Source organism: Bradyrhizobium sp. SRS-191, from assembly GCF_024586915.1.
Lineage (GTDB): Bacteria > Pseudomonadota > Alphaproteobacteria > Rhizobiales > Xanthobacteraceae > Bradyrhizobium.
The window spans coordinates 1-18,511 of record NZ_JANBVS010000021.1 but is presented as its reverse complement, the minus strand read 5'-3'; the positions used below and the strand labels follow the sequence as shown (position 1 = coordinate 18,511).

Genomic DNA, 18,511 nt, shown 5'->3' with positions numbered 1-18,511 from the left:
TGACCAAAGTTCCGCTGCATTGAACTGCGGGACCGCCGAGCGGACGTCCTTTGCGTGGGACGATTCGTCGCGCCGCCTCCGCTGCGCGAATCCCATCTTCGCGCTTCACATTGCTGAGTTTTTCCGAAACGGCGCGGCGCCGGATCCGGAACGCTTTCGCATCCCCGCTGGCCGAGAGATCGGATCCTCAGCGCCCATGGCATGACGCTGCTCATCCAACGGGCAGACTGCTGCGGCCCTTTGGAATCCTAACGACTGTCGCAAAAGTGCCACATGTTAGTTTGAGACGAGCGGCGACAGAAGTTGCGGCGGGCCGACACCGCAACCGCGCTCGCGGGCGAGAGCCGGCTTCGAATGCTGGGCAAGAGTTGGGCACAAGATGGCGCTTTTCGCCTCTTACGCGCCGCCGCAAATTAGCTCACAATTGAGGCAGTTCCATTTCTGCCCAGACCCACATGCTTGACCCCGCGCCGGCCACTCCCCAGACCTCGCATCCGCTGTTGCAGACGGTCGGATTGACCAAGCGCTACGGCGACTTCCTGGCCAACGACAGCATCGACATCGAGATATTTCCGCGGGAGATCCACGCCCTGCTCGGCGAGAACGGCGCCGGCAAGTCGACCCTGGTCAAGACCATCTACGGGCTCGTGCAGCCCAGCGCCGGCGAGTTGCGCTGGCAGGGCGCACCGATCAAACTGTCCGGACCGGCCGAGGCGCGCTCGCTCGGCATCGGCATGGTGTTCCAGCATTTCTCGCTGTTCGACAATCTTACGGTTGCCGAGAACGTCGCGCTGGGGCTCGATGGCAAGGAGCCGTTCAAGGCGATCTCGGCGCGGCTGGCCGACGTCGCCCGCGACTACGGCCTGCCGCTCGATCCCAGCCGCGAGGTCTGGCAATTGTCGGTCGGCGAGCGGCAGCGCATCGAGATCGTGCGCGCCCTGATGCAGAACCCCAAATTCCTCATCCTCGACGAGCCCACCGCGGTGCTGACGCCGCAGGAGGCCGACCAGCTGTTCGTGGTGCTGGAGCGGCTGAAGGCAGAAGGGCGCGCCATTCTCTACATCAGCCACAAGCTCGATGAGGTGAAGCGGCTCTGCGACACCGCGACCATCCTGCGCGGCGGCAAGAAGGTCGCGACCTGCAATCCGAAGCGCGAGACCGCGGCATCCCTCGCCCGCATGATGGTCGGCACCGAGATCAAGGAGGTGAAGCCTCCGGCCGAACGGCGAACCACCGTGCCACGCCTCGTCGTCAACGATTTGAACCTCGCGCCGAGCGAACTGCACGGCATCAGCCTGCGCAACATCTCCTTCGAATTGAAAGGCGGTGAGATCCTCGGCATCGCCGGGGTCGCCGGCAACGGCCAGGACGAGCTGTTTGCGGCGCTGTCCGGCGAGCGCCTCGTCAAGGAGCCTGGCACCATCATCATCGACGGCCTTGCCTGCGGCCATCTCTCGATCACTCAGCGTCGCAAGATGGGTGCGGCCTTTGTCCCAGAAGAGCGTCTCGGGCACGGCACCGCGCCGCGCATGAGATTGTCGGAAAATGCGCTGCTGACCGGGCATGCCGCCGGCGACATGGTCCGGCACGGCTTCATCAACGCCGCGGCGACTTTGCGAACCGTCGACCTGACAACCGAGACGTTCGACGTTCGCAAGGCCAAGCGCGATCCGGAAGCCGCGAGCCTGTCCGGCGGCAATCTGCAAAAATTCGTCGTCGGCCGCGAGATCCTGCGCGGTCCCGCCGTGCTTGTCGTCAACCAGCCGACCTGGGGCGTCGACGCCGGCGCGGCTGCAATCATCCGCCAGGCGCTGATCGATCTCGCCAGCGCCGGCGCCGCGGTGCTCGTCACCAGCCAGGATCTCGACGAACTGATCGAGATCGCCGATCGCATCGCGGTGATGTTTCACGGCCATCTCTCCGAAGCGCTGCCGCGCGCGGACGCCACGCGCGAGAAGCTCGGCCTGCTGATGGGCGGCGCCACTCTCGAGAAGGAGGCCGCGCATGCAATTGGTGCTTGAGAAACGTGCCGAGCGCTCGCGCACCATTGCGCTGGTGTCACCGCTGATCGCGATCGGGCTGACGCTCGTCACCATGAGCGTGCTGTTCGCGGTGCTCGGCAAGAACCCGATCACCGCGCTCGGCGTCTATTTCATCGCGCCGCTCACCGACGGCTACTCGCTGCAGGAGATCGCGGTGAAGGCGACGCCGCTGGTGATGATCGCGATCGGATTGTCGCTGTGCTATCTCGCCAATGCCTGGAACATCGGCGCCGAGGGCCAGTTCCTGATCGGCGCAGTCGCCGGCAGCTGGATCGCGGTGAAGACGCAAGGCACCGAGGCCGGTCATTGGGTGCTGCCGGCGATGCTGGTCGCAGGCGCTGCTGCTGGCGCGCTGTATGCGCTGATCCCCGCGCTGTGCCGGGTGAAGTTCGGCGCCAGCGAGATCCTCACCAGCCTGATGCTGGTCTATGTCGCCGATCTGCTGCTCGACTATCTCGTCCGCGGCCCCTGGCGTGATCCGGCCGGCTTCAACTTCCCGACGACGGCGGAGTTCGATCCTGTCGCCACGGTGCCGGTACTGATCGAGGGCGGCCGCCTGCATCTCGGCAGCATCATCGCGCTCGTTGTGGTCGCCGCCGCCTTCGTGCTGCTCGATCGCACCATCAAGGGTTTTGAGATCCGCGTGGTCGGCGTGGCGCCGCGCGCGGCGCGCTTCGGCGGCTTCAATGCCAATCAGCTCATCCTCCTCACCTTCGCCGTCTCGGGCGCCCTGGCCGGTCTCGCGGGCATCATCGAGGTCGCGGGACCGATCGGACACCTGCAGCCCGGCATCTCCCCCGGCTACGGCTTCACGGCGATCATCGTGGCTTTCCTCGGCCGGCTGAACCCGGTTGGAATACTCATTGCAGGGCTTTTCCTCGCATTGACGTTCATCGGTGGAGAGCAGGCCCAGATCACGATGAAGATTCCGCTCGACGTCACCAAGGTGTTCCAGGGCATTCTGCTGTTCTACGTGCTCGCCTGCGATTCCCTCATCCTCTACCGTTTCAAGCTCGTCTCCGCCGCGCCGCAGGTGCAACGTGCTGCTCGTTGAAGCCATCATCCTGTCGGTGCTCGCGGCATCGACGCCGCTGCTGCTGGCCGCCACCGGCGAGCTGGTCACCGAGCGCGCCGGCGTGCTCAATCTCGGCGTCGAGGGCATGATGATCGTGGGCGCCGCCTGCGGCTTCGCCGGCGCCTGGATGTCCGGCTCGATCATCATCGGCGCGCTCTGCGGCATCGTCGCCGGCATGCTGATGTCGGTGATCTTCGCCTTCATGACGCTCGGCCTCGCCGTCAACCAGGTGGCGACCGGCCTCGCGCTGACCATCCTCGGGATCGGCCTGTCCGGCCTGATCGGCGCGCGCTTCGTCGGCGAACGTATCACCACCGCGCCCAAACTCGCCATTCGCGGTCTGACCGATATCCCGCTGGTCGGCCGCATCCTGTTCGGCGAGGACGCCTTCGTCTACCTGTCGCTGGCGCTGATCGTCGCCGTCTGGTGGTTCCTTTATCGCACCCGCGCCGGCCTCGTGCTGCGCGCCTGCGGCGACAACCACGTCTCCGCGCATGCGCTCGGCTATCCCGTGCTGCGCATCCGCCTGCTCGCCGTGCTGTTCGGCGGCGGCTGTGCCGGTCTCGCCGGCGCGTACCTGCCGCTTGCCTACACGCCGTTCTTCATTCCCGGCATGACCGCGGGCCGCGGCTGGATTGCACTGGCTCTGGTCGTGTTCGCATCCTGGAGGCCGGGACGGCTCGTGATCGGCGCCTATCTGTTCGGCGCGGTGACGATCCTGCAGCTGCATGCGCAAGGCGCCGGCGTCGGCATTCCCTCGCAGTTCATGTCAGCGCTGCCTTACCTCGCGACCGTGATCGTGCTGGTGCTGCTGTCGCGCGCCCGCACCGGCGGTTCGACGGCGCCTGCGGCCCTCGGCACGGTGTTCGTGCCCGATCGCTAGAGACTTCATCCCGGGCGCCTGCGATGGGGCGCGACGCTCGGGACCATCACGTTTTCCCCTGACTGTTTGGAGACGATGACCATGATGAAAAGGCTTCTGGGCGCGGCCGCCGCGCTGGTGCTGGCGGGGAGCGTCGCCGGCGTGGCGCACGCCGCCGACAAGCTGAAGGTCGGCTTCATCTATCTCGGCCCGATCGGCGATCTCGGCTGGACCTATCAGCACGAGCTCGGCCGCCAGGCGCTGGTCAAGGAGCTCGGCGACAAAATCGAGACCACCTATCTCGAGAACGTGCCGGAGGGCCCGGACTCCGAGCGCGCCATCGAGCAGCTCGTCCGCGCTGGCAACAAGCTGATCTTCACGACGTCGTTCGGCTACATGGACCCGACCCTGAAGGTCGCCAAGAAGTATCCGAACGTGCATTTCGAGCATTCGACCGGCTACAAGCGCGACAAGAACATGTCGACCTATTCGGGCCGCTGGTATCAGGGCCGCTACATCCAGGGCCAGATCGCGGCCAAGATGTCGAAGGTCGGCGTGCTCGGCTATATCGGTTCGTTCCCGATCCCCGAGGTCGTCTCAGGCATCAACGCGACGATGCTGGGCGCGCAGTCGGTCAATCCGAACATCAAGGTCAAGATCATCTGGGTCAACACCTGGTTCGACCCGGGCAAGGAGGCCGATGCCGCCAAGGCGCTGCTCGACCAGGGCGCCGACATCATCATGCAGCACACCGACAGCCCGGCGGCAATGCAGGTCGCGGCCGAGCGCGGCAAGCTTGCCTTCGGCCAGGATTCCGAGATGATCAAGTTCGGCCCGAAGGCGCAGCTGACCTCGATCCTCGACACCTGGGGCCCCTACTACATCGCCCGCGTCAAGGCCGAGCTCGACGGCACCTGGAAGTCGGAGGACACCTGGGGCGGCCTCGACTCGAAGATGTTCGAGATGGCGCCCTACACCAACATGCCCGATGACGTGAAGAAGATGGCGGAGGAGACCCAGGCCGCGATCACCTCCGGCAAGCTGCATCCCTTCAAGTGTCCCGTGATCGGCCAGGATGGCAAGGAGGTCGAGTGCAAGGGCGGCGATCATCTCGCCGACGGGCAGATCCTTGGCATGAACTTCTACGTCAAGGGCGTCGACGACAAGCTGCCGGGCAAGTAATCAACTCGACTTTTGACCACCCTGCTGCCTTGCGGCAGGGTGGTGCTAACTCACATCGGACTTCGCGATTCAGAGTTGGTGCTTTTGTTGCGACGGATGTTGCGGTAGATCGTTTCCGAGGATGTCGTGTTGTACCACCGACAGTCGTAAACGGGAGTTCCAACCGTGAACAGATCGATCCTGCTCGCTGCCGTCTGCACCGCGGCGCTTCTGACCAGCCCGGCCGCGTTCGCCAAGACCCTGGTTTTCTGCTCCGAAGGCAGCCCGGAGAACTTTTATCCCGGCATCAATACGACCGGGACCTCGTTCGATGGCAATGAGCCGATCTACAACCGCATCGTCGAATTCGAGCGCGGCGGCACGCAAGTCGTGCCGGGTCTCGCGGAATCCTGGACGATCTCTCCCGACGGCACCACCTACACCTTCAACCTCCGCAAGGGCGTGAAGTGGCATACGACCAAATCGTTCAAGCCGACGCGCGACTTCAACGCTGACGACGTGTTGTTCTCGATCGAGCGGCAATGGAAGGAAGATAATCCCTATTTCAAGGTGACGAGCCCGAACCATTCCTATTTCGGCGACATGGCGATGCCGAAACTCTTGAAGTCCGTCGAGAAGATGGACGACTACACCATCAAGGTGACGCTCAATCAGCCGGAAGCCCCGTTCCTCGCCGACCTCGCGATGCCGTTCGCCGCGATCCAGTCGAAGGAATATGCCGATGCGATGCTGAAGGCCGGCACGCCCGAGAAGATCGACCAGGATCCCGTCGGCACCGGGCCGTTCTATCTGGTACAGTATCAGAAGGACGCCGTGATCAGGTACAAGGCGTTCCCGCAATATTGGGGCGGCAAGGCCAAGATCGACGACCTCGTCTATGCGATCACCCCGGATTCGTCCGTTCGCTGGGCCAAGCTGCAGAAGGGCGAATGCGACGTGATGCCCTATCCAAACCCGGCCGACATCGACGCAATCAGGAACGATCCGAACGTCACCGTGCTGGAGCAGCCCGGCCTCAACATCGGGTACCTCGCGTTCAATACGCAGAAGAAGCCGTTCGATGACGTGCGCGTGCGAAAGGCCCTGAGCATGGCGATCGACAAGAAGGCGATCATCGACGCCGTCTATCTGTCGACCGGCATCGCGGCAAAGAACCCGATCCCGCCCTCGATGTGGTCCTACAACGACGCCGTCAAGGACGACCCTTATGACCCCGAGGCGGCCAAGAAGCTTCTGGCCGATGCCGGATTTCCGAACGGCCTGGAGACGGATCTATGGGCCATGCCAGTGCAGCGGCCCTACAATCCGAATGCCAAGCGCATTGCCGAGCTGATGCAGGCCGACCTCGCCAAGATCGGCGTCAAGGCCGAGATCAAGTCGTTCGAGTGGGGGGAATATCGCAAGCGGTTGCAGGCCGGCGAGCACCAGATGGGCATGTTCGGCTGGACCGGCGACAATGGCGATCCCGACAACTTCCTGCACACCTTGCTGGGCTGCGCCTCGGCCCAGTCCGGCGGGTCCAACATCGCCAAGTTCTGCTACAAGCCGTTCGATGATCTGGTGATGAAGGCCAAGACCGTCAGCGACCAGAGCGAGCGCGCCAAGCTCTACGGCGAGGCGCAAGTGGTGTTCAAGGAGCAGGCGCCGTGGTTCACCATTGCGCATGCGGTGCAGTTGAAGCCGGTCCGCAAGCGCGTGGTCGACTTCAAGCTGTCGCCGTTCGGACGACACGTCTTCTACGGTGTCGACGTCAAGGACTAGCGGATCACAAGGTGGAGCGACCTTCGTCGTTCCGCACTGCGACCCGATGATAGCCAAGCTGTAGCGCAGAAGGCGGTAGGCTCCCTCTCCCCGTTCTTCACGGGGAGAGGGTTGGGGTGAGGGGCAGACGCCCGATCGGTATTGGTTGTTAGACCTGTCCCCCCTCACCCGTATTGCATCTTCCGATGCAATCCGACCTCTCTCCGCAAGCGGGGCGAGGTGCACCGGGTCCACCGCAACATGCGTGCGCATCTTGGTCCTTCGTAGGACGTTGGCAGAGAACGGCATGCTGCGGTTCGTTTTCACACGGTTGAGCCTCGTGGTTCCGACATTCATCGGCATCACGCTGCTCGTGTTCGTGCTGATCCGACTGATTCCAGGCGATCCGATCGAGACGATGGCCGGCGAGCGCGGCATCGATCCGGCGCGCCTCGCGCAGCTGCGCAAGGATTACGGCTTCGATCAGCCCGTGCTGGTCCAGTACGGTTTCTATCTGTCGCGGCTGGCGCATGGCGATCTCGGCCGGTCGATCGTCACCCATGAGCCGGTGATCGCTGAATTCCAGAGCCTGTTCCCGGCCACCGTCGAGCTGTCGATCTGCGCGATCCTGTTTGCGCTCTGCGTGGGGCTGCCGGCCGGCATCATCGCCGCGATCAGGCGAAACTCGATCTTCGATCACGGCGTGATGGGCATTTCGCTCACCGGCTACTCGATGCCGATCTTCTGGTGGGGATTGCTGCTGATCCTGCTGTTCTCGGTGCAGCTCGGATGGACGCCGGTGTCGGGCCGGATCGCCGTGCAATACTATATCGAGCCGGTCACGGGCTTCCTGCTGATCGATACGCTGCTGGACGGTGATGTCGGCGCGTTCCGCTCGGCGCTGTCGCATCTGATTCTGCCCACGATCGTGCTCGGCACCGTGCCGCTCGCCGTGATCGCGCGCATGACGCGGTCGGCGATGCTGGAGGTTCTCGGCGAGGACTACATCCGCACCGCCCGGGCCAAGGGCCTGCCGCCGTTCCGCGTGATCGCGATCCATGCCCTGCGCAACGCGCTGATCCCCGTCGTGACCGTGATCGGGCTGCAGGTCGGCGTGCTCTTCACCGGCGCCATCCTCACCGAAACCATCTTCTCCTGGCCGGGCGTCGGCAAATGGCTGATCGAAGGCATCAACCGCCGCGATTATCCCGTGCTGCAGGGCGGCACGCTGTTGATCGGCGCGATCGTCATGAGCGTCAATCTGCTGGTCGACCTCGCCTATGGCCTGATCAATCCCCGCATCCGGTATACGCGATGAGCGTCGAGAACATTCAGCCCCCTATCGCCGTGGCGCAGCCGGACACTCCGCCTTCGCCGTCGCTGGAGTTCTGGCAGGACTTCAGGAAGAACGCGGGCGCCGTTGCCGGGCTCGTGGTGATCGCGGTCCTGATCCTGCTCGCGCTGTCGGCCGATATCGTGGCGCCGCATTCGCCTGTGCTCACCAACAACGCCGCCTTCCTGAAGCCACCGTTCTGGCAGCAAAGCGGGTCGCTCGCCTACCCGCTCGGCACCGACGCGATCGGGCGCGATATTCTGTCCCGTCTCATCCATGGCGCAAGGCTGTCGCTTCTGATCGGAATCGCTGTCGTGGCGTTGTCGGTGATCGCGGGCACCATTCTCGGACTGATCGCCGGCTTCTTCCGCGGCGTGACCGAAATCGCGATCATGCGGTTGATGGACATCACCTTGACCTTGCCGAGCCTTCTGCTCGCGATCGTCATCGTCGCCATCCTCGGACCTGGCCTGATGAACGCCATGCTGGCGGTCGCGATCGTGCTGCTGCCGCATTACGTGCGCATCGCCCGCGCCGCCGTGATCAGTGAGGTCTCGAAGGACTACGTGATCGCCGCCAAGGTCGCGGGCGCCGGCCGTTTCAGGCTGATGTTCAAGGAGGTGCTGCCGAATTGCGCCGCGCCGCTGATCGTGCAGGCGACGCTCGGCATTTCCACCGCGATCCTGGACGCGGCCGCGCTCGGCTTCCTCGGCCTCGGCGCGCAGCCGCCTTTGCCGGAATGGGGCACCATGCTGGCAGACGCGCGCGAATTCGTGCTGCGGGCCTGGTGGGTCGTGACGCTGCCGGGCCTCGCGATCCTCATCACCGTGCTGGCCTTCAACCTGCTCGGCGACGGGTTGCGCGACGCGCTTGATCCCAAGCTCAAACGATGATGCCTGCTGGAGAGTGAAGGCGATCCGATGCCGCTTCTCGAGATCGAAAATCTGTCGGTCGCATTTCCATCGCGCAACGGCATGGTCCGCGCCGTTGATGGCGTCAGCATCACGCTCGACAAGGGCGAGGTGCTGGGGATCGTCGGCGAGTCCGGATCCGGCAAGAGCGTCGGCATGCTCGCGCTGATGGGACTGGTGCCCTATCCCGGCCAGGTCCAGGCCGACAAATTGATGTTCGAGGGACGGGATCTGCAGGCTCTGTCCGGCCGCGAGCGGCGCGCGCTCACCGGCAAGGATGTCGCGATGATCTTCCAGGAGCCGACGACCTCGCTCAATCCGTCCTTCACGATCGGCTATCAGCTCGCCGAGACGCTGCGCATTCATGAGAGCATGGACCGCAAGGCGGCGCGGCGGCGGGTGATCGAACTCCTGGAGCAGGTCGGCATTCCCGCCGCCGAGAGCAGGCTGTCGGCCTATCCGCATCAGCTCTCGGGCGGCATGAACCAGCGCGTCATGATCGCAATGGCGATCGCCTGCAATCCAAAGCTCCTGATCGCCGACGAGCCGACGACGGCGCTCGACGTCACCATCCAGGCCCAGATCCTCGATCTTCTGCTGTCGCTGCAGCGCGATCGCGGCATGGCGCTCATTCTCATCACCCACAACATGGGCGTGGTCTCGGACACGACGGAGCGCGTCGCCGTGATGTATGCCGGGCAGATTATGGAGCAGCGCCCGACCGCGAGCCTGTTCGCCTCGCCGCAGCATCCATATACGGCCGCCTTGCTGGCGGCGCGGCCGGAAGCCAGCGACGGCGGACGGCTCGCCACCATCCCGGGCGTCGTGCCCGGCGCCTACGATCGACCGCGCGGCTGCCTGTTCAGCCCCCGTTGCGCCTATGCGACGCCGCTGACTGATTCGGTGCGTCCCGAACTGCGCCCGTGGGATGATGGCCTGGTGCGCTGTCATTATCCGCTCGGTGATCCAACGAGGGAGGCGCGGCTCGCGGCCGATCGCCGCGGTGCCGGCGTGACAAATCCTGCCGGCGAGGCCGTGCCATGACGGCGCTCGTCACCGCCCATGATCTCAAGCGCAGCTACGAGGTCAAGCAGGGCCTGTTCCGTAGCCCCGCGCATCTGCACGCCGTTGGCGGCGTGTCCTTTGCCATCGATGCCGGCAAGACGCTGGCCGTGGTCGGCGAGTCCGGTTGCGGCAAATCGACTCTCGCGCGACTCGTCACGCTCATCGAGACGCCGGATGCCGGCACGCTCACGCTCGATGGGCTCGACGCCGTCCATCCTCCGGCCGGCGCCGCCAGGACGTTGCGGCGGACCGTGCAGATCGTGTTCCAGAATCCCTATGGCTCGCTCAACCCGCGCAAGCGCGTCGGCGCCATCCTCGAGGAGCCGCTGGTCATCAATACCAGCCTGTCGAAGCAGGAGCGGCGCGCGCAGGCGCTCGACATGATGGCCAAGGTCGGACTGCGTCCGGAGCATCTCGGCCGCTACCCGCACATGTTCTCCGGCGGCCAGCGCCAGCGCATCGCGATCGCCCGCGCCCTGATGCTGCGGCCGAAGCTCGTCGTGGCCGACGAGCCGGTCTCGGCGCTCGACATGTCGGTCCAGGCGCAGGTGCTCAATTTGCTGGCCGATTTGCAGCGCGAGTTGGGACTTGCTTATCTCTTCATCTCGCACGACCTCGGCGTGGTCAGGCACATCGCCGACGACGTGCTGATCATGTATCTCGGGCTGGTGATGGAGCACGGGCCGAAGCAGCGCATTTTCGCCCGGCCGCTGCATCCGTATACGCAGGCCCTGGTCGACGCCACGCCGGGCCTCGGCCGCAAGCGTCAGCGGATCGTGCCCAAGGGCGAACTGCCCTCGCCGCTCGCCCCGCCCGCCGGCTGCGTGTTTTCCACCCGCTGCCCGCATGTGACGGATCTCTGCCGGGCGCAGCGCCCGCCGCTGCGTCCGATCGATGGCCGTCTCGTCGCCTGCCACTACGCCGAACGCCTCCTGGACACGCAACCGGCCTGACGATCGCATTCACCCCGCCTGCATCCGACGAGCGGCCGCGCTGTGCCGGCCGATCAGGCCGGCGACATCGAGCCCCGGAATGGCGCCGTCGACGACTGTCCAACGGCCGCCGACCATGACGCGATCGGCCCGATGCGCGCCGCACAAGACCAGCGCCGCGATCGGATCGCCAGCGCCTGAGAAGCGCAGCTCGTCGAGCTTGAACAGCGCCAGATCCGCCGCCTTCCCAACCGCAATCTCGCCGAGTTCGGGCCGTCCCACGCAGGCCGCCGAACCCTTCGTCGCCCAACGCAGCGCGTCCTTGTGGCTGATGCGGCTGACACCGTAGCGCGCCCGCTGCAGCAGGAAGGCGGCACGCACCTCCTGCATCAGATTGGAGCCGTCGTTCGAGGCCGAGCCGTCGACACCGATCCCGATGCCGACGCCGGCCTCCTCCATCTCGCACACCGGGCAGCAGCCGGAGGCGAGCAGCTGGTTGGAGCAGGCGCAATGGCTGATCGTGGTCTTCGCCTTGCCCAGCCGCTTCATCTCGTCGGCATTGAAGAAGATGCCGTGCGCCAGCCAGGTGCGCGGGCCGAGCCAACCGTTCTTCTCGAGATAATCGAGCGGACGGCAGCCGAACATCGCCTCGCAGAAGCGGTTCTCGTCCTCGGTCTCCGCGAGATGCGTGTGCAGGCGGACATCGAGCTTGTCGGCAAGCGCAGCCGTCTTCTGCATCAAGGAGCCCGTGACCGAGAACGGCGAGCACGGCGCCAGCGCGATCTGCACCATCGCGTCTGGTCCGCGCTCGTGATGGGTCGCGACGACGCGCTCGCTGTCGGCGAGGATCGTATCCTCGTCCTGTACCACGCTATCCGGCGGCAGGCCGCCGTCGCGCTCCGACAGGTTCATCGAGCCGCGCGTCAGCAGCACGCGGATGCCGAGCCGCTTGGCGGCGGCGACCTCGATGCCGACGGCGTCCTCAAGACCGGCGGGAAACACGTAATGATGGTCCGTCGTCGTGGTGCAGCCCGACAGCATCAGCTCGGACATTGCCAGCGTGACCGCTGCGTCCAGCGACTCCGGCGTCAGCTTCGCCCAGACCGGGTACAGCGCCTTCAGCCAGGGGAACAGCTCGCGGTCCATCGCGGCCGGGAGCGCCCGCGTCAGCGTCTGATAGAAGTGATGGTGGGTGTTGATCAGCCCGGGGATCACGACATGCACGCTCGCGTCGAACGCGACGGCGCCTTCGGTTGCAGGCTCCTTCCCGGCAGCCACCAGCTCGACGATGCGGCCGTCCTTGACGACGACGCCTCGTGCGGCGTCCTCCGCCAGGATGGCAAGCGGGTCCTTGATCCAGATCGGCATGGTGCTCATGGCTGCCTCGTCTCGCTGATTGCGCGGTCGTCTCGCGGGCTGGCCTGCAAGCGCAGGGCCAGCGTCATGCTATTGCCAGTTGGCGTCGGTCTTGCAAGGATTTGCCCCGCGATCCGCTGCGCGAATGAGCTTGCGTCACCATGGACCTGAACACCATCACCGAGGTAGTGCGCCCGCGAACACGGGCCGAGCTGCCCGCCTGGAAGGCAGGCGATGCCTGGCTGGCCGGCGGCACCTGGCTGTTCTCGGAACCACAGGCGCAGCTGTCGCGGCTGATCGATCTCGGCGATCTCGCCTGGCCGGCGCTCGCCATCAGCGAGGACGGGCTGAGCATCGCCGCGACCTGCAGCGTCGCCGAGCTCGACGCGCTGCCCTGCCCGGCCGACTGGATCGCCGCGCCGCTGATCGACCAATGCTGCCGGGCGTTCCTGGCCTCTTTCAAGATCTGGAAGACGGCGACCGTCGGCGGCAATCTCTGCATGTCGCTGCCGGCCGGACCGATGATCTCGCTGCTCGCCGCGCTCGAAGGGGTCTGCACGATCTGGAAGACCGACGGCAGCGAGCAGCGCATTGCGGTCGTGGACTTCGTCACGGGCAACAACAGCAACGTGCTCGCGCCCGGCGACCTGCTGCGCCAGATCGACATTCCCTTGACCGCGCTCAGGCGACGGACCGCGTTCCGCCAGATCGCGCTGAGCCCGGTCGGCCGTTCCGGCGCGCTGCTGATCGGCACGCTGGGGCGGGACGGCGACCTGATGCTCACCGTAACCGGCTCGACCGTCAAGCCGCTGCAGCTCCACTTCGGCGCCATGCCCGACGAAGCCGCGCTGCGCGGAAGCATTCTCAGCGAGATTCCCGATGCGCTCTATCATGACGATGTCCACGGCAAGCCGGCGTGGCGAAAGGCGATGACGCTGCGGCTCGCCGAGGAGATCCGCGCCGAGCTCGCAGGCGGCGTGCGGCCATGAGCTTGATCGTCGACGGCAAGACAATCGAGGCTGCGCCGCGCCCGGGACAGTGCCTGCGCACATTCCTCCGCGACACCGGGCATTTCGGCGTGAAGAAAGGCTGCGACGCCGGCGATTGCGGCGCCTGCACCGTGCTGCTCGACGGCGAGCCGGTGCATTCTTGCCTGATCCCCGCGTTCCGCGCCGACGGCAAGGCGGTCACCACGGTCGAAGGTCTCGCCACCGAGGATGGCCTGCATCCGATGCAGCAGGCGTTCCTGGATGCGCAGGCGTTTCAGTGCGGCTTCTGCACCGCGGGCATGATCGTGACCTGCGCTTCGCTCAACCAGGCGCAGAAGAAGGATCTCGACGCGGCGCTCAAGGGCAATCTGTGCCGCTGCACCGGCTATCGCGCGATCGAGGACGCGCTGCTCGGCCGCGCACATGTCGAGGAGGTCGCGGCCGGCGAGGCCTTCGGCCGCAGCCTGCCGGCTCCCACCGGCCCCGACGTGGTGCGCGGCCAGGCGCGCTACACCTTCGACACCGCGGTCGAGGGCCTGCTGCACATCAAGCTCGTGCGCTCGCCGCATGCGCATGCGCGCATCGTCGGCATCGACAAGGCTCAAGCGCTCGCGGTGCCGGGCGTGCATGCGGTGCTGACGCATGAGGACGCGCCGGGCATGCTGTTCTCGACGGCGCGGCACGAACAGGCCTGGATGGATCCGGCCGACACCCGCGTGCTCGACGACACCGTCCGCTTCATCGGCCAGAAGGTCGCGGCCGTGGTCGCGGAGTCCGAGGCCGCCGCCGAGGAAGGGTGCAGGCGGCTTGTCGTCGACTACGAGATTCTGCCCGCCGTGATCGATCCCGAAGCGGCCATCGCGCCGGGCGCGCCGGTCATCCACGCCGGCCATGGCAGCGAGCATCGCATCGCCGATGTCAGCCGCAACATCGCCGCCGAGACCCATGGCGAATTCGGCGATGTCGCGGCCGCGCTCGCGTCGTCCGCTGCGACCTACGAAGGCACCTTCACGACGCAGCGCGTCCAGCATGCTGCGCTGGAGACCCACGGCGGTCTCGCCTGGCTCGACGATGGCGGCATGCTCACCGTCCGCACCAGCACGCAGGTGCCGTTCCTGACGCGTCGGGCCCTGTGCGAGATCTTCGATCTTGCGCCCGACAAGGTCCGCGTGTTCTGTGCGCGTGTCGGCGGCGGCTTCGGCGGCAAGCAGGAAATGTTCGTCGAGGACATCCTGGCGCTCGCGGCCTTGAAGACGGGCCGTCCCGTCAAGCTCGAGTTCACCAGGGAAGAGCAGTTCATCGCGACCTCGACTCGGCATCCGATGCGCGTCACGGTCAGGGCCGGTGCCGACAAGGATGGCAGGCTGACCGCGCTGCAGCTCGACGTGCTCTCCAACACCGGCGCTTACGGCAATCACGCCGGGCCCGTGCTGTTTCACGCCTGCAGCGAGTCGATCTCGGTCTACAACTGCCCGAACAAGAAGGTCGACGGCGTCGCCGTCTATACCAACACGGTGCCGGCCGGCGCCTATCGCGGCTACGGCCTGCCGCAGACCACTTTCGCCGTCGAGGCGGCGATCGACGAGCTGGCGCTCAAGCTTGGCATCGACCCATTCGAGATGCGCCGCCGCAACATCGTCAGGCCGGGCGATCCCATGCTGACGCCGCCCGGCTCCGACCATAGCGACGTGTTGTACGGCTCCTACGGTCTCGACCAGTGCCTCGATCTGGTCGAACGCGCCATGGCCGAGGCCACGCCGGCACCGGAATTGTCGGACGATTGGCTCACGGGCGATGGCATCGCACTGACCATGATCGACACCGTGCCGCCTGACGGCCACTTTGCCGACGCCAGCATCAGCCTGCGCGACGATGGCGGCTTCACGCTCACCGTGGGCACCGCCGAGTTCGGCAACGGCACCAGCACCGTGCATCGCCAGATCGCGGCGAGCGTGCTGGGCACGACCGTCGATCGTATCAGCCTCCGTCAATCCGACACCGCGCATGGCGGTCACGACACCGGTGCCTATGGCTCGACCGGCACCTTCGTGGCGGGACGCGCGACGCAGGCCGCGGCAGAAGCGATGGCGGAGAACATCAAGCGCTTCGCAGCGGATCGCTGGACGGTTGACCCGGCCGACTGCGCGATCGCCGACGAGGCCGTCAGTTGCGGGGCGCAGCGGCTCTCCTTCGCAAGCATCGCCAGCCTCGGCGGCGACGGGCTGACAGCGACCGGCAACTCGCAAGGCACGCCGCGCTCGGTTGCGTTCAACGTCCAGGGTTTTCGCGTCGCCGTGAACAAGCACACCGGCGTGGTCAGGATTCTCAAGAGCGTGCAGGCGGCGGATGCCGGCCGCGTCGCCAATCCGATGCAGTGCCGCGGCCAGATCGAGGGCGGTGTCGCGCAGTCGCTGGGAGCAGCGCTCTATGAGGAGATCGTCATCGACGCCACTGGGCGCGTGGTCAACCCGCGCTTCCGCGACTATCATTTGCCGTCCTACGCCGACGTGCCGCGCACCGAAGTGCTGTTCGCCGCGACCCATGACAGCATCGGCCCGCTCGGCGCGAAGTCGATGAGCGAGAGCCCGTACAATCCTGTCGCCGCCGCCCTCGGCAACGCGATCCGCGCCGCCACCGGCATCCGCTTCACCGCCGTGCCGTTCAAGCCGGACCGGCTGTTTCCGCAACTGCAGGAGACCTTCGGCGATTGACGCGTTCAGGGGAGTGCCAGGAGATGGCCGCGCACCTATTTGGGCCGACGGTCGTAGGACCAGCCGAACACGCCACTGCGCTGGGTCTCCGGCTCCGGCTCGGCCGCCGGTTCCGGTGCCGGTTGAGCGGCGGCTTGCGGTGGCGTTGGGGGCGCGACCGGCTTCGGAATGGTCTCGCACTTCATCGCATAGACCAGCTTGCCGTCCTCGGTGCGGCCGATCGGTGCGCAGGCATCGGCGCGCTTGGCCGAGTTGGGCTTCGGCCCCGTCTGCGCCCACGCCGAAGATGCAGCGCCGAACTGTCCCAGGACCACCATGATCACAGCCAATCTCTTCATCGCGCTCGTCTCGCTTTGCCGACCATCGCATTGAACGCAATCGGGTCGCTGAAGTCCACCATGTCGCGCGTGCGTGGAAGCTAATCTGTTGTGCACCGACTGCCACAGCGATGCGCTGGAAATCGTGCGCGATCGATGCCACAGATGAGACGCAGGCGCGCGTCGCCGGACGTGCCCTGTTGAAGGAGATGACCGCGCGATGTTGGCTTCGATCATATCGGAATGGCTGAGCCTGATCTTCCGCTGGCTGCATGTGATCGCGGCGGTGGCGTGGATCGGCAGCTCGTTCTACTTCATCGCGCTCGACCTCAGCCTGAAGCCGCGCGAGGGCCTGCCAAAGGGCGTGATGGGCGAGGCCTGGCAGGTGCATGGCGGCGGCTTCTACCACATCGTCAAATATCTGGTGGCGCCGGCGCAGATGCCGAGCGAGCTGACCTGGTTCAAATGGGAAGCCTACACCACCTGGCTGTCCGGCTTCGTGCTGATGATCGTGGTGTATTATCTCAACGCCGATCTGTTCCTGATCGACAAGTCCATTCTCGACCTGACGCCGTTGCAGGCGGGCCTGTTCAGCTTCGGCTCGCTGGCGCTCGCCTGGCTGCTCTACGAAGGCGCCTGCCGCAGCGGACTGGCGAGGCACGAGCTGCCATTCGCCATCGGCGGCTACATTTTTCTCGTCGCCCTCACCTACGCCTTCACCCATGTGCTGAGCGGCCGCGGCGCCTTCAACCAGATCGGCGCGATCATCGGCACCATCATGGTCGCCAACGTGTTCGCGGTGATCATTCCCAATCAGAAGAAGATCGTGGCCGCGCTGCTCGCGGGTCAAGCGCCGGATCCCAGGCTCGGCAAGGCCGGCAAGGAGCGCTCGGTCCACAACAACTATCTGACCCTGCCGGTCGTGGTGCTGATGATCAGCAATCACTATCCGCTGCTGTTCGGCACCCGCTACAATTGGGCGATCGTCGCCATCGTGCTGGCGCTGGGCCCCGTCATCCGGCATTTCTTCAACGAGCGTCACAAGGGCCATCCCTCGCCGTGGTGGGTGTGGGGCGTGGCCGCCGCGGGCATGATCGCGATCCTGTTGTTGTCCGCCGCCGGGCCCCGCGACGCCAAGACGGCGGCCGCGACGCAGCCGAGCTTCGCGCAGGTCGAGGAGATCGTGACCTCCCGCTGCAGCATGTGCCACGCGGCCGAGCCGGTGTGGGACGGCATCGTCACAGCGCCGAAAGGCGTGCGGCTCGACACCGCCGACAACATCCAGCGCAACGCACGGCTGATCGCGCGCAATGCAGCGTGGTCGAGCGCCATGCCGCCCGGCAACATCACCGAGATCACCGGCGAGGAGCGCGCAGTGCTCGCGGCGTGGGCGGGCGCGCAGTAGAAGCGCAGACATCGCTGAGCAGGCGGCACGCGCTTGATCCGTAGGGTGGGCAAAGGCGCACCGACGCCGTCCGCGTGATGCGCAGCTCCAGCGCGCGCCGTGCCCACCATTCTCGCCGCGTCAGCGGATCGACGGTGGGCACGCTGCCGTCCTTTGGACGGCTGCTTTGCCCACCCTACGGCGGCTCCAAACTCCGCTGTCGTCCCGGCCTTGAGCCGGGACCCATACCCCCAGGCAGCGGTTCGAGGCACGCTGGTTATCGGCTTTCTTGCTCATCGCCAGCGCTGCGGAGTATGGGTCCCGGATCGGCGCCGCAACGCGCTGTCGCGCGTCGCGGCTTGTCCGGGACGATGATGGGGGAACGGCTGATTCACATTTCAAAGAGCGCGGCGTAACGGATCAGTACGGACATCAGGACAGCACGGGATATGCGATCGCAGTCCCGCGACGCCTGGCGCCCGGGTGATGCATCGACGGTGTCCCTCTCGGCGACGAGAGGGCGCAGGGAAGGCCGGACCTCGGCTGAGGCCCGTGGCCCCCGTGCGATAAAAATGCACGGGGCAGGAACCACAGGTACAGCCGGACAGATCC

14 protein-coding genes are annotated in these 18,511 nt (G+C 66.0%); 12 read left to right on the top strand and 2 right to left on the bottom strand.

Annotated elements, in window-relative coordinates; all coding sequences use genetic code 11:
- Positions 1–455: 455 nt before the first annotated feature.
- The 9 genes from NLR35_RS28525 to NLR35_RS28485 all read left to right on the top strand — a co-directional run bounded on the left by NLR35_RS28525 (position 456) and on the right by NLR35_RS28485 (position 11,163).
- Complete coding sequence (locus tag NLR35_RS28525) at positions 456–2,021, top strand: ABC transporter ATP-binding protein (protein WP_257169874.1); 1,566 nt, start codon at positions 456–458, stop codon at positions 2,019–2,021.
- Positions 2,005–3,096 carry an ABC transporter permease gene (locus NLR35_RS28520; protein WP_257169873.1) on the top strand — a complete coding sequence of 364 codons (1,092 nt, stop codon included), beginning with the start codon at positions 2,005–2,007 and terminating at the stop codon, positions 3,094–3,096. Before NLR35_RS28525 ends, NLR35_RS28520 begins: the two co-directional genes overlap by 17 nt.
- Positions 3,083–4,000, top strand: a complete 918-nt coding sequence (locus NLR35_RS28515; protein ID WP_257169872.1) for an ABC transporter permease — start codon at positions 3,083–3,085, stop codon at positions 3,998–4,000. Before NLR35_RS28520 ends, NLR35_RS28515 begins: the two co-directional genes overlap by 14 nt.
- An 81-nt stretch (positions 4,001–4,081) precedes the next feature.
- Entirely contained in the window at positions 4,082–5,161 is a 1,080-nt protein-coding gene (locus tag NLR35_RS28510; protein WP_257169871.1) for a BMP family ABC transporter substrate-binding protein, read from the top strand.
- A 165-nt stretch (positions 5,162–5,326) separates the two neighbouring features.
- Positions 5,327–6,922, top strand: a complete 1,596-nt coding sequence (locus NLR35_RS28505) for an ABC transporter substrate-binding protein (RefSeq protein ID WP_308774778.1) — start codon at positions 5,327–5,329, stop codon at positions 6,920–6,922.
- A gap of 286 nt (positions 6,923–7,208) precedes the next feature.
- Positions 7,209–8,219, top strand: coding sequence for an ABC transporter permease subunit (locus tag NLR35_RS28500; protein WP_257169870.1), 1,011 nt, complete (start codon positions 7,209–7,211; stop codon positions 8,217–8,219).
- Positions 8,216–9,127 carry an ABC transporter permease subunit gene (locus NLR35_RS28495; RefSeq protein WP_257169869.1) on the top strand — a complete coding sequence of 304 codons (912 nt, stop codon included), beginning with the start codon at positions 8,216–8,218 and terminating at the stop codon, positions 9,125–9,127. Before NLR35_RS28500 ends, NLR35_RS28495 begins: the two co-directional genes overlap by 4 nt.
- Before the next feature lie 27 nt (positions 9,128–9,154).
- Positions 9,155–10,189, top strand: a complete 1,035-nt coding sequence (locus NLR35_RS28490; RefSeq protein WP_257169868.1) for an ABC transporter ATP-binding protein — start codon at positions 9,155–9,157, stop codon at positions 10,187–10,189.
- Complete coding sequence (locus NLR35_RS28485; RefSeq protein WP_257169867.1) at positions 10,186–11,163, top strand: peptide ABC transporter ATP-binding protein; 978 nt, start codon at positions 10,186–10,188, stop codon at positions 11,161–11,163. Before NLR35_RS28490 ends, NLR35_RS28485 begins: the two co-directional genes overlap by 4 nt.
- A gap of 9 nt (positions 11,164–11,172) precedes the next feature.
- On the opposite strand, the gene NLR35_RS28480 is transcribed toward NLR35_RS28485, so the two are convergent.
- Positions 11,173–12,519: an 8-oxoguanine deaminase gene (locus NLR35_RS28480; protein ID WP_257169866.1), complete on the bottom strand. Its 1,347-nt coding sequence runs from the start codon at positions 12,517–12,519 to the stop codon at positions 11,173–11,175.
- Between the two features lie 140 nt (positions 12,520–12,659).
- Here NLR35_RS28480 and NLR35_RS28475 point away from each other — a divergent pair, with 140 nt between their 5' ends.
- Positions 12,660–13,487 carry an FAD binding domain-containing protein gene (locus tag NLR35_RS28475; RefSeq protein ID WP_257169865.1) on the top strand — a complete coding sequence of 276 codons (828 nt, stop codon included), beginning with the start codon at positions 12,660–12,662 and terminating at the stop codon, positions 13,485–13,487.
- Positions 13,484–16,198 (top strand): molybdopterin-dependent oxidoreductase, encoded by a 2,715-nt coding sequence (locus NLR35_RS28470; protein WP_257169864.1) that lies wholly within the window; start codon positions 13,484–13,486, stop codon positions 16,196–16,198. The genes NLR35_RS28475 and NLR35_RS28470 overlap by 4 nt, the downstream gene beginning before the upstream one ends.
- A gap of 35 nt (positions 16,199–16,233) precedes the next feature.
- On the opposite strand, the gene NLR35_RS28465 is transcribed toward NLR35_RS28470, so the two are convergent.
- Positions 16,234–16,536 carry a hypothetical protein gene (locus tag NLR35_RS28465; RefSeq protein ID WP_257169863.1) on the bottom strand — a complete coding sequence of 101 codons (303 nt, stop codon included), beginning with the start codon at positions 16,534–16,536 and terminating at the stop codon, positions 16,234–16,236.
- A gap of 199 nt (positions 16,537–16,735) precedes the next feature.
- On the opposite strand from NLR35_RS28465, the gene NLR35_RS28460 reads away from it, so the two are divergent.
- On the top strand, positions 16,736–17,920 hold the full coding sequence (locus tag NLR35_RS28460) for a urate hydroxylase PuuD (protein ID WP_257169862.1): 1,185 nt from the start codon (positions 16,736–16,738) through the stop codon (positions 17,918–17,920).
- Positions 17,921–18,511: the final 591 nt, after the last annotated feature.